The organism is Pseudoalteromonas sp. K222D, from assembly GCF_017653575.1.
GTDB classification, from domain to species: domain Bacteria; phylum Pseudomonadota; class Gammaproteobacteria; order Enterobacterales; family Alteromonadaceae; genus Pseudoalteromonas; species Pseudoalteromonas nigrifaciens.
Window position 1 is genome coordinate 26,772 of record NZ_JAGGDL010000012.1, and the last position, 11,638, is coordinate 38,409.

Here is an 11,638-nt window from a genome sequence, read left to right on the forward strand (position 1 = left end):
GCAACCCTGCATTTTTAACATTAACTTTACTTTAGTGGAGAAAGTACTAATTTACCATTAAAAAAGCCCGCAAAGCGGGCTTAAAGGTATATTTTATAACTGTTAATTAAAATTAACAGCTGTAATACATTTCAAACTCAATTGGGTGCGTTGTCATGTTAAGTCTTTCAACTTCTTGACTCTTAAGTTTAATGTAAGCATCAATTAAATCATTAGAGAACACGTCACCTTGATTTAAAAACTCACGGTCAGCATCAAGAGATGCCAGTGCTTCTTCTAATGAAGAGGCAACGGTTGGAATTTCTGCTGCTTCTTCTGCAGGTAGGTCGTATAAATCTTTATCCATTGCATCACCAGGATGGATTTTATTTTTAATTCCATCAAGGCCAGCCATAAGCATGGCAGCAAAAGCAAGATACGGGTTAGCCGTTGCATCAGGGAAGCGTACTTCAATACGACGACCTTTAGCTGATGGTACTACCGGAATACGAATCGATGCAGAACGGTTACGTGCAGAGTATGCAAGCATTACTGGTGCTTCGTAACCTGGTACTAAACGTTTGTACGAGTTAGTAGAGGCATTAGCAAACGCATTAATTGCTTTAGCATGTTTAATAATACCGCCAATGTAATAAAGCGCATCTTCAGAAAGACCGCCGTACTTATCACCTGCAAATAAGTTAACACCGTCTTTAGCTAACGACTGATGACAATGCATACCAGAACCGTTATCGCCAACAATAGGTTTAGGCATAAAAGTGGCTGTTTTGCCGTATAAATGAGCCATGTTATGAATAACATATTTCATTTCTTGAATTTCATCGGCTTTAATCACCATAGTATTAAAGCGCGTAGCAATTTCGTTTTGTCCTGCAGTTGCTACTTCGTGATGATGTGCTTCAACAACTTGTCCCATTTCTTCTAATACTAGACAAGTAGCAGAGCGCCAATCTTGAAAGTCATCAACAGGAGCAACTGGGAAGTAACCGCCTTTAACGCCAGGGCGATGACCTGTATTGCCGTCTGCGTATTCTTTATCTGAGTTCCAAGCAGCTTGCTTAGAATCGATTTTGTACATAGAGCCAGACATGTCTGTTTTATATTTTACGTCATCAAATACGAAGAACTCTGGCTCTGGGCCAAATAAAACCGTATCAGCAATACCTGTAGAGCGCATATACTCTTCAGCACGCTTTGCTACAGAGCGAGGATCGCGCTCGTAACCTTGTAATGTAGAAGGCTCTACTACGTCACAACGTATAATTAATGTGGCTTCTTCAGTGAATGGGTCAAGCTTAGCTGATTCAGCAACAGGCATTAGCACCATGTCTGATTCGTTTATGCCTTTCCAGCCAGCAATTGAAGAACCATCGAACATTTTACCATCTTCAAAAAAGTCTTCATCAATTTGGTGATGAGGAATTGAAATATGCTGCTCTTTACCTTTGGTATCAGTAAAGCGTAAATCAATGAACTTAACGTCATTTTCTTTAATAAAATCTAAAACCGATTGCGACATGTGTCCTCCAACTATAAGGTTTTGTTATTGCTGCTTAAATGCTTTGTGTTTTATAAGCTGATTTTGTGCCACTATTGTAACTTAATGTTTATAAACATAAAAAATACAAAAGTAATAACGGCTGTTTCTAATGCGCACCATTATGGTGCGTAAATGCTTCAATATAGTGCAACAGTTACAGAGTAAAAAGTTGCTCGCTATTTAATCGTGATAGACTAACATAAAGTAAATACAAAAGACTGACCAAAATAGCAATAAAGTCATTAAAGTGGAGGTTTTTATAAAAATATTAAAAATTTTATTTTTATAATTAGTTAATTTAAAACAGTAGGTTAAATAAAAAAACCAGAAAGTTTGCAAATTTATTTTGGATAAACTTTCATCCATTCCATTTATAAGGGATAATATGCGCCCTTTTAAATCCTATGCTGGGACATCTCGTGAAAACGCAGGTGAGTGCGTAAGCCCCTGCAGGATCAATGAGATTCAATTTCTCTGAGTGAATATTAATGAGTATCGAAAAGATAAGAAATATAGCAATTATCGCCCACGTTGACCACGGTAAAACTACACTGGTTGACAAACTGCTTGAGTTTTCAGGCACATTAGAAACACGCGGCGGTAATGAAGAGCGCGTGATGGATTCAAACGATATAGAAAGAGAACGTGGTATTACCATTTTAGCGAAAAACACCGCTATTTCATGGAACGGCTACCACATTAATATCGTAGATACTCCAGGACACGCCGATTTCGGTGGTGAAGTGGAACGCGTACTTTCAATGGCTGACTCAGTATTACTAATTGTTGACGCTCAAGAAGGCCCAATGCCACAAACGCGTTTTGTTACGCAAAAGGCATTTGCGCAAGGTTTAAAGCCAATCGTAGTAATTAACAAAATCGACAAGCCAAGTGCACGTCCTGATTGGGTTATGGATCAAATCTTTGATTTATTCGATAACTTAGGCGCCACTGACGAGCAGTTAGATTTTAAAGTAATCTATGCATCAGCAATCAACGGCTGGGCAACATTAGATTTAGACGAGCCATCTGATAACATGGATGCCATGTTCCAAATGATCGTTGACGAAGTATCACCACCAGATGCAGATCCTGAAGGTGACTTCCAAATGCAGATTTCTCAACTTGATTACAACTCATACGTGGGTGTAATTGGTGTTGGTCGTATCAAGCGTGGTTCTGTTGCTCCAAACCAACAAGTAACTATTATTAGTGCTGATGGTACTAAACGTAACGGTAAAATTGGTACAGTACAAAGCTACTTAGGCCTTGAGCGTATTGAAACAGACCGTGGTTATGCAGGTAACATTGTTACTGTAACCGGTATTGGCGAGCTTAAGATTTCAGATACTGTTTGTTGTCCTACTAACGTTGAAGCATTACCACCACTAAGTGTTGATGAGCCAACAGTAACAATGACATTCTCTGTAAATAACTCACCGTTTTGTGGTAAAGAAGGTAAGTTTGTAACGTCACGTAATATTCGTGAGCGTTTAGAGAAAGAGCTAGTACACAACGTAGCACTTCGCGTTGAAGATACTGCTAGCCCAGATAGCTTCCGTGTTTCTGGCCGTGGTGAATTACACCTAGGTATCTTAATCGAAAATATGCGTCGTGAAGGTTACGAGCTTGCTGTATCTCGTCCAGAGGTAATTTTGCGTACTGTTGACGGTGTATTAGAAGAACCGTTTGAAACAGTAACAATTGACTGTCAAGAAGAGCATCAGGGTTCTGTAATGGAGCAAGTTGGCCTACGTAAAGGTGAGCTTACTAACATGTCTCCAGATGGCAAAGGCCGTATGCGTTTAGACTTTATTATCCCAAGCCGTGGCTTAATTGGTTTCCAAACTGATTTCATGACACTTACTTCGGGTTCTGGTCTTATGTACCATACGTTCGATCATTACGGTCCTCATAAAGGCGGTTCAATCGGTGTTCGTAAAAACGGCGTAATCATTGCAAATGCTACAGGTAAAGCACTGACTAACGCATTGTTTAACTTACAAGAGCGCGGCCGTTTATTCATCGGCCACGGTGTTGAAGTTTACGAAGGTATGGTTATCGGTATTCATAACCGTGATAACGACCTTACAGTTAACGCCCTTAAAGGTAAGCAGTTAACTAACGTACGTGCATCTGGTACAGATGAAGCACAAACGCTTTCTCCACCTTTAAACTATTCACTTGAGCAAGCGCTTGAGTTTATTGATGAAGATGAGTTAGTTGAAGTAACGCCACTAAACATTCGTATTCGTAAGCGTCATCTTACAGAAAACGAACGTAAACGTGCGGGTCGTGCGCCTAAGTCATAATCTATTAATTTAGAATAATGATTTTAAAAGCCGCTGTATTGCAAAATACAGCGGCTTTTTTGTGTTTGTGGGTTAGCTAAATAAAAGGTTAAAGAGGGTAGATTAAAGAAATTACCACCACCGCGATAATTGGTGTGCTGTGCACTTGTGCACTACATTGAGTTTTTTCCTCTAAAAGCGCAGCGCCTCTTAACCTCTTTGTGAATAATTCACTTAAAGATCTTTTGTACGCAGAGTGAGCTTAAAACAGCCGATAAGGCTAAGTACTAGTGTTTGTTGGTAGGGTATTTTTCGTTGGGTTTCGCTGCGCTCAACCCAACCTACGTGCATTAGTTAAAGTTTAATTGTTTCGCCTTCATTTAAAATATACAGCGGTACTGGTGCATTCATTTGTTTATACATATGCAGTAAGCGCGATAGCGCTGAGTGGCTGCTGTGATCGCCCATTTGCCAACTTGAGTTGCCATATCCCCATGGTATCATTACTTTGCAATTAAGCTCTGTGGCCGCATTAAGGGCATCCTCTGGCGTAGTATGAACGTATCGATACCCTTTAGCGTTGGTTTTATGGTAATAAGAGGCAATTGGCATTAGGCATAGGTCTATATCACCGTATTTTTGTTGTATGTCTTTAAAGTGTTTTGAATAGCCAGTATCGCCGGCAAAAAATAAGGTGCTGCCATTTTGTTCAAGCAGCCAGCCATTCCAAGAATCTTTATTATCATCTTCGTAAATATAGGGAATAAGCACCCGATTACTAAAGTGATGTGCAGGCACTGCGTGTATGGTTAAGTCCTCAATGCTGGTTTTTGCATACCACGCCATTTCAGTAATATTAAAGCCACCCGTTGGGAAGTTATCTGCCATGCCTAGCGGGGCTAAATAACGTGGTTGATTACCCAGTTTTTTAATATCTGCTTTATTAAAGTGATCATAATGAATATGCGAATACATAACGGCGTTAATGTTTTCAAGTGTTTGCTTATTTGGCCATGCTCCGGGTTTGCGATAAAACCCACCTGCAAGCTTAAAGCCTAAATCAACCGGTGAATCAAACTGCTCACTAACCGGATCAAATAATACATTTTGCCCATTACGTGTGCTGACCACAAAGCTGGCATGCCCTAACCAACGAACCGTATAACCGGTATTGAGCGGCGGCTTAATTTGCTTACCTTGATACTGGCAGTTGCTGCTGGGTGTTTCGCAAATCAAGTTCGGATGTGGCGGGTAGCAGTTTTGCTCGCAGGTGGTTGGGTAAACCTTTTTGCCTTGATATAAATTATGGTAACGACCTGTTTGGTTGTTAACAGCAATAACTGAGTTTTTATCAGCTATTTTTTGCACCTGGTTAGGTGTACTACACGCTGATAAAAAACAGCTTATAAAGATTATAAGGGTAATGTGTTTCATAATTAAATCCGTTTTAAATAGTGCTAAAGCAGCCATGCAGCCATAAAAAAGCCTGCAATAATGCAGGCAAATTTAAATATAATATCAGCTAATTAACCGGCACTATTCATTTGTTCAATAAATTTATTTGAGTCGGCAATCGATTTGTTCATGTCGTTCATAAGCAATTGTATATCGCGTTTAAGGTTAGTGAACTCGCCTTTAATAGCCGATACCGCTTGTGCGTTTAAGTTATGCTTTAAGTATAAAACGTTATCATGAAGCGATGTTAATACCGGCTCCATTTTGCTCTCTGCGCTGCGCATTGAGCGTAATAGCTGATCAAATTGACGCTTAGTCGCGGCTAGCTTTTTACTGCTTTCACGTTTAAGTGATGCGCTTTTATATTGCTCTAGCTCATCGCTCCACTCATCAAATAAGGCTTCTGCTACGTCTTCTACTTTATTGATGTTAGTTGACACTTCGTTAGCGGCATTTAAGCTCGACTCATAGTCATCGTTTAACTGATTGTAAGTGTCTTGCAGTTCGCCACCATTAAAATCAATAAGTGTAGTTAAGCGCTCAAGCGCTGATTTAAACTCTTCTTGAGACTCTTGTTGCGAGTCTTTGGTTTCTTCTACGCGGTCAATAAGAATATCGCGCTTGTGTACGCCTACCTTTTCCATGGCCGAGTAATAAGCCGACTGGCAACCCGATAATGTTAGTACAAGTGCAAGTACGGTAACACTCAGTAATGTTTGTTTTTTCATTTGGTTTCCTATTTACGTGTGTTAATGCTGTAAATTATGGTGCTGATTGTTATTATGGTCAAAATTATATTAGCACAAGTCAATGTTATGAACGATAAGCTCTCTTATTATAAACAGCAAGTTGGATCTTTTTTACGGCAGCAACCCGGCTGGTGGATGCAATATATTAACCGCTGTATTGATGACCAAATAACCGTTAACGCGGGCTATTTAGCTTATGTAACTTTGCTGTCTTTGGTGCCATTAATTGCCGTAGGTGTGGCGATATTTTCGGCTTTTCCGGGGTTTGAATCAACTCGATTAGCAATTGAAAGCTTTTTATTTACTAACTTTGTGCCTACTTCGTCAGATGTTATTAAAGAGCATATTAGCTCGTTTGCGGGCAATGCAAATCAAATGACCGCAGTGGGCATTGGCTTTTTAGCTGCTATTGCCTTGTTACTTATTCGTAATGTTGATGCCACGCTTAACCGTATTTGGCGAATTAAGAAAAAGCGTCCAATGATGATTTCGTTTGCCGTTTATTGGATGGTACTTAGTTTAGGGCCCGTATTTTTAGGCGGCAGTATTGCAGTTACTTCGTATATTGTATCGTTGGTGTCGTTTGCTGATCAGGGGATTCCGGGGTTTAGTGGCTTTTTATTAAAGTTATTGCCGTACGGCATTTCTATGGTGGGTTTTATTATGCTCTACACCTTGGTGCCCAACACTCGGGTTTCGTTTAAAGCGGCGATACCAGGTGCACTATTTGCTGCCATGTTGTTTGAGTTAACTAAAAAAGGTTTTGCGCTTTATATTAGCCACTTTCCATCTTATGAAGTTATTTATGGTGCAGTTGCTACCATTCCTATTTTGTTTGTGTGGATATATTTGTCGTGGATAGTGGTGTTGCTAGGCGCTGAGCTTACGGCGTGTATTAGCCCTGAAAATATTGAAGACACGCCCGAAATAGAGCTAGACGAGCAAGAAAATACAAAGGATACGCTATAAAATGCAAGGTTTAATACAACGTGTAAAACATGCCAAAGTAGAAATTAATAACCAAGTAGTTGGCGAAATTGGCCAAGGAATTTTAGTGTTGTTGGGTGTTGAAAAACAAGATGACGAGCAAGCGGCCGATAAGTTGCTGCATAAGATTAGTAATTACCGCATTTTTACTGACGAAAACGACAAAATGAACTTAAGTCTAAAAGATATTGCTGGTGAGCTGTTGGTAGTATCGCAGTTTACTTTGGCGGCAAATACTAAAAAGGGCATGCGACCTAGCTTTTCATCGGCGGCAACTCCAAGCCAAGCTAATGAGTTATACGAATACTTTGTAGCGCAAGCCAAGGCGCTCAATTTAACGGTTGCTACCGGTGAGTTTGGTGCCGATATGCAAGTGAGCTTGTGTAACGATGGGCCAGTAACCTTTAATTTAGCTGTTTAGTGATCACCACAATATGATTTATATAGCCTGCTACCTTTTGCGGGCTAACTTTATAACCAAATACATTAAGTAATACTTGCTGTAACTGTTTTAATTGCGACTCATGTTGCGATAAAAAATTAATAAATAGCGTGCCGTTGTTGTTAAGGGCTGCGTGTATTTTTTGATAAAAAGCGGGTGCGAATAAAAATCGTGGTGCGTCTATTTGGCTAAATAAATCTAAAATAATCCAATCTATGTTGCGGGCGCGACCCAGTACTTGTTGAGCATCCTCACAAAGTAACCGCTGTGTATTATTACTAGGCACTTGCTGCGTAGTAAAAAACTTTTTATAACAACTAATTATATCTGCATTTATTTCAGCTGAGGTGATTTTTGCGTGTGGATATTGGTGCAGCAAATAATTACGAATTGCGCCGCCGCCAAGCCCCAGTTCGAGTACTTTTTTAGGGGTACTTAATGTGTGCCAATGCTGTGCTAAGCACTGTAAGTGTGGCAGTAATAAATTGCTTGGTTGCTGCTGCGTTACCACAGATTGCAGAGTGTCATTTATTAGCAGCCAACGCAGTTGCTGATGTTGGCGTACTTGAATGTGATCGCCCCCATATTTATGCCAATAAAGTAACTGGCCAATACTGTGGCTATTTTCAATAAAATAGCTATTAATCAGGCCATTTACAGGGTTTATGTATTCGCTCATGTTGCCCAGCATAAACTAGCCGAAGCAAAGCGCAATGGCTTTTGTCATTAATTTTTTACACTTTGTATTTGCCATCACCAAAGTCGTATTGGCAGTTTTTTTTAGATGGAGTATGGTATTTGCCATAATTAAGTGACGTTGTATTTTATTTACGGCTTAACAGCAGGAGTATGTATGTTTCAGGTAAGTACACCGCAAAGTAGTGAAGATTGGCAAGCCTATTATCAATTACGTTGGGAAATTTTACGTGCCCCTTGGGGTGAGCCACGTGGTTCTGAACAGGATGATTTAGAACAAGATGCCGAGCATCGCTTTATTAAAAATAAAGCGGGTAAAGTATTAGGGGTGGCGCGGCTGCACTTTAATAACCAGCAACAAGCTCAAGTTCGCTATATGGCTGTAGCTGAAGAAAGTCGTAATCAGCATATTGGTAGTCGTTTATTACATGACCTAGAAAAAATAGCATGGTCACAAGACGCTGCAGAGTTGGTGTTATTTGCACGCGAGCGCGCACTCGAATTTTATAAGCGCCATGGTTATGAAACACAAGAAAAAGCGCATTTAGCGTACGACGATGTACAACACTATAAAATGGTAAAACAAAAGCCATCAGAGCCAGGCTGGTTTCGCCACCCTAACTGGACTCAAGTGCTGCAAAACACCTGGCGGGAGTCAATTCCAATTAGTGATGCAATGGGCATTAAAGTAGAGAGCTATACCGACTGGCAGTTTACTACTAGCGCAGATTTAGATGCTAATTTAAACCTGCATAACACTATGTTTGCTGGTTCTATTTATAGCTTAGCAACCCTTACGGGTTGGGGCGCAACCTACTTAGCACTAAAAGAAGCAGGGCTTGAAGGAAATATTGTATTAGCCGATGCCAATATTAAATATTTAAAACCGCTTAGCAGTGATCCACGCGGCTGTGTTGATATACAAAGCTGTAAGGGTAAGCTCAGCGAGTTAGAAACTGAAGGTAAAGCCAGCTATTTAGTACCTGTTATTATTTATGATGGTGATAAGGTAGTGGCTGAATTTGAAGGGCAGTTTGTAGTAAAAAAATAACTGTTTAACTCTTTAAAACGCAAAAAAGCCAAGCGATGCTTGGCTTTTTAATTTGTTTAATTTAATCGCTAATTAATTAAAGTAAATCGGTAAGTAGTATACCTACGCCAATTCTTTCTATATCAGCGTTATAATCAATTAAGCTTTCGCCATAGCCATTAAAGTACTGTGCATAACCACGCACTCGGCCCCAAAGCGGAAATGACCAATCGAGCTGTAATGCACCGCGATTGTCTGAATTTAAGTTGTTACGGGTCATAAAGCTAAATTCATGTTCATTAAGGCGATACGCACCGCTAAACTCAAAGTAACCCATGTATTTGTAAATGTCAGGGTTGTCGTCGCCTCTTGGATCTAAAGGTGTTTCTTTCTCGCTTTCTGAAATACGATACCAAGGCTTAAAGTTAAACACAAAGCCATTTTTTTCCCAAATAAAGTTAGCGTAAATACGGTTCCATGAACGTGAATTTGGCTGACTATTACCGTTAGATTGATGCGAAATACCCAAAACAACAGCCATTTCGTCGCCCCAAGGAACGTGTTCTGGATCTAAATAGTTAACCCAAAAAATCTCTGGCTCGTAGTTGGTCTCACGAAATGGTGATGAGCTTTCTTTGTTATAAAGCTGCCAATATGACTGTAGTGTAAAGGCAAAAAATATAGCTTGGTCTTCATCAGAAAAGTCATTGAATAGAGGCACTTTAATTGAAAGCTGATATTTGGCTTCTAAGTTATCGAGTGGCTCGTCATTTTTTTCGCCTGTTAGCTCGTCGAATGTTTCAAACGAGCTATTGTTCGGATGCGATACATACGAAATAGGTAAAATGTAGTTACGTTTATGTGGCGTAATAACATTACGGTTTTTTTGGCTTACTGCTTCTCGTGCTTTGCGCTTATCGATGGCGGTAAGTTGCTTATCTTCTTCAAGAGCGGAGCACTTTTTACGAAGCTGATCGAGTGTTTGCTTGCCGTCTCCACCAATCACTTCATTTAAAATACATTGTTTTACCAGCTCAATATTACTATTTTGCTCATTGCTTTTAGGTTTTTCTTCAGCAAAAACAGTAGTACTAACTAATGTTGAAAGTATGATCAAGTATCGCCAGCTCATTGTAATTCCTTTGTGAGTATTGATGGTTTAATGCGTTAATTTAATTATAACGCCTTTTTACATATGTAACGGTGAACTTTTACTGAATTTACGTATATTTAGTATAATTAGATCAAAATAAAAGCGGCCTAAGCCGCTTTTATAATGCAAATTAACTATAGTTAACTTACTCTCACGCAATGAGAAGGGAGAGCTTAAAGCTCAAATACGTTAGTAAAAAACTTATACAGTTCAGTGCCTTGATTAACGCTCGCCGAGGCAAAATGCAGTATGGCAATAGCGTCAGATTCAAGGGAAAGTGTTTGTAGTGGTTGCTCACTTAAATAACGCTCCATGCGCAGTATTTTAGCAATTGGCTCACCGGCTTTTATATGCCCGCCTAGGGGGGCAATATACTCAACCATTCCGCCCATGGGCGCGTAGTAAGCAAAGTAATCGTTTAAATGACACGCGTAGCGAGTAATGTTAGCTGGAGTGTGGGGCGCATTTACAAATACGGCTTTATAATTTAAGTAACTTAAAATACTGTTTGCATCGTTTAGTGCTTCGCTCAAGTCTATTTTTTCTTGGCTGCCTAGCTCTACAGTAAAAGCTTCTACAGGTATGCTGAGCTCGCGGCCTTGCTTGCTCAGTGCTTCGCTTAAATGCCACCACGGACAAAAGTTTGCCTCATCCATCGCACCATCAAAGTCACTTGGAATAAGCAGTACGTGCTCAATATTAAAGTAGCGAGCGCTATTAGTCGCATAGGTTGGGCAGTACAAGTGCTTGCTTGAAATAGGACCTGTGTGTAAATCCAGTACTATATCAGCTTGGTGAGCGAGCTTTTGTAAGTTAAGCGCAATGCGTTTACCAGTATTGAGTAAATAAGCAGGGCCATTAAGTTTACTGTCAACTTCGTCAATAAGTGCCTGTTTGAACGCGCTTTTTAATATGGCATCGTCGTATTGCATATGGTTTTGTGCAAACTGAGTGACTAAATCAGTATTATAATGATACATCCTATTCCAATTAGTGCCGGTGATAGGGTCGAACCGACCTAGGGTAAATTCCCCCGACTTTTGATTGCAACCAATAGGGTTGGCATAGGGCACTAAAGTAATATCACCTTTAAGATTAAGGTGCTTTAATTGTTCAAGTAGTTGAAAAATTACCGCGTTACCTTGTACTTCAGCTCCGTGCATGTTGGCCTGAATATACACACTTGGCCCCGTGCCATCGCCTTTTAAACGATACACAGGAATAGTGAGTGGTAAGCCATTGGCAACTTCACCAACGACGATGTTTTCTTGACTAATTGGTGAGGCGATCATGAG

The 11,638-nt window shown here is 40.0% G+C and carries 10 protein-coding genes; 4 read left to right on the plus strand and 6 right to left on the minus strand.

What is annotated here, in order from left to right; genetic code table 11:
* Nucleotides 1–112: 112 nt before the first annotated feature.
* The gene (glnA, locus tag J5X91_RS08195; protein ID WP_086993786.1) at nt 113–1,519 is read right to left on the minus strand and encodes a glutamate--ammonia ligase; all 1,407 of its coding nucleotides are present in this window, start codon (nt 1,517–1,519) and stop codon (nt 113–115) included.
* Between the two features lie 509 nt (nt 1,520–2,028).
* Here glnA and typA point away from each other — a divergent pair.
* Nucleotides 2,029–3,852, plus strand: coding sequence for a translational GTPase TypA (gene typA / locus J5X91_RS08200; protein ID WP_208834385.1), 1,824 nt, complete (start codon nt 2,029–2,031; stop codon nt 3,850–3,852).
* Between the two features lie 333 nt (nt 3,853–4,185).
* Here the strand turns inward: typA and J5X91_RS08205 are convergent, their stop codons facing one another.
* Nucleotides 4,186–5,265, minus strand: coding sequence for an MBL fold metallo-hydrolase (locus J5X91_RS08205; protein ID WP_011326887.1), 1,080 nt, complete (start codon nt 5,263–5,265; stop codon nt 4,186–4,188).
* 92 nt (nt 5,266–5,357) lie between these two features.
* Nucleotides 5,358–6,014, minus strand: a complete 657-nt coding sequence (locus tag J5X91_RS08210) for a DUF2959 domain-containing protein (protein ID WP_011326888.1) — start codon at nt 6,012–6,014, stop codon at nt 5,358–5,360.
* An 87-nt stretch (nt 6,015–6,101) separates the two neighbouring features.
* Here J5X91_RS08210 and J5X91_RS08215 point away from each other — a divergent pair, with 87 nt between their 5' ends.
* Nucleotides 6,102–7,004, plus strand: a complete 903-nt coding sequence (locus J5X91_RS08215; RefSeq protein ID WP_011326889.1) for a virulence factor BrkB family protein — start codon at nt 6,102–6,104, stop codon at nt 7,002–7,004.
* A gap of 1 nt (nt 7,005) precedes the next feature.
* Nucleotides 7,006–7,443: a D-aminoacyl-tRNA deacylase gene (gene dtd, locus J5X91_RS08220; protein WP_058372331.1), complete on the plus strand. Its 438-nt coding sequence runs from the start codon at nt 7,006–7,008 to the stop codon at nt 7,441–7,443.
* Here dtd and J5X91_RS08225 read toward each other — a convergent pair.
* The gene (locus tag J5X91_RS08225) at nt 7,427–8,143 is read right to left on the minus strand and encodes a fused MFS/spermidine synthase (RefSeq protein WP_226898060.1); all 717 of its coding nucleotides are present in this window, start codon (nt 8,141–8,143) and stop codon (nt 7,427–7,429) included. The genes dtd and J5X91_RS08225 overlap by 17 nt on opposite strands.
* Before the next feature lie 174 nt (nt 8,144–8,317).
* Between J5X91_RS08225 and J5X91_RS08230 the strand changes: the two genes are divergently transcribed.
* Nucleotides 8,318–9,211 carry a bifunctional GNAT family N-acetyltransferase/hotdog fold thioesterase gene (locus tag J5X91_RS08230; protein ID WP_208834386.1) on the plus strand — a complete coding sequence of 298 codons (894 nt, stop codon included), beginning with the start codon at nt 8,318–8,320 and terminating at the stop codon, nt 9,209–9,211.
* Between the two features lie 76 nt (nt 9,212–9,287).
* Here J5X91_RS08230 and J5X91_RS08235 read toward each other — a convergent pair whose 3' ends face one another.
* Together J5X91_RS08235 and J5X91_RS08240 are read right to left on the minus strand one after the other, a co-directional pair.
* Nucleotides 9,288–10,322: a phospholipase A gene (locus tag J5X91_RS08235; RefSeq protein ID WP_089367574.1), complete on the minus strand. Its 1,035-nt coding sequence runs from the start codon at nt 10,320–10,322 to the stop codon at nt 9,288–9,290.
* A gap of 194 nt (nt 10,323–10,516) precedes the next feature.
* Nucleotides 10,517–11,635: a succinylglutamate desuccinylase/aspartoacylase family protein gene (locus J5X91_RS08240; protein WP_089367575.1), complete on the minus strand. Its 1,119-nt coding sequence runs from the start codon at nt 11,633–11,635 to the stop codon at nt 10,517–10,519.
* Between the last annotated feature and the right edge of the window lie 3 nt (nt 11,636–11,638).

Bases quoted from the DNA above. Each gene is read 5' to 3' on its own strand.
- glnA (WP_086993786.1), bottom strand. From the start codon at position 1,519: ATGTCGCAATCGGTTTTAGATTTTATTAAAGAAAATGACGTTAAGTTC.
- typA (WP_208834385.1), top strand. From the start codon at position 2,029: ATGAGTATCGAAAAGATAAGAAATATAGCAATTATCGCCCACGTTGAC.
- J5X91_RS08205 (WP_011326887.1), bottom strand. From the start codon at position 5,265: ATGAAACACATTACCCTTATAATCTTTATAAGCTGTTTTTTATCAGCG.
- J5X91_RS08210 (WP_011326888.1), bottom strand. From the start codon at position 6,014: ATGAAAAAACAAACATTACTGAGTGTTACCGTACTTGCACTTGTACTA.
- J5X91_RS08215 (WP_011326889.1), top strand. From the start codon at position 6,102: ATGAACGATAAGCTCTCTTATTATAAACAGCAAGTTGGATCTTTTTTA.
- dtd (WP_058372331.1), top strand. From the start codon at position 7,006: ATGCAAGGTTTAATACAACGTGTAAAACATGCCAAAGTAGAAATTAAT.
- J5X91_RS08225 (WP_226898060.1), bottom strand. From the start codon at position 8,143: ATGAGCGAATACATAAACCCTGTAAATGGCCTGATTAATAGCTATTTT.
- J5X91_RS08230 (WP_208834386.1), top strand. From the start codon at position 8,318: ATGTTTCAGGTAAGTACACCGCAAAGTAGTGAAGATTGGCAAGCCTAT.
- J5X91_RS08235 (WP_089367574.1), bottom strand. From the start codon at position 10,322: ATGAGCTGGCGATACTTGATCATACTTTCAACATTAGTTAGTACTACT.
- J5X91_RS08240 (WP_089367575.1), bottom strand. From the start codon at position 11,635: ATGATCGCCTCACCAATTAGTCAAGAAAACATCGTCGTTGGTGAAGTT.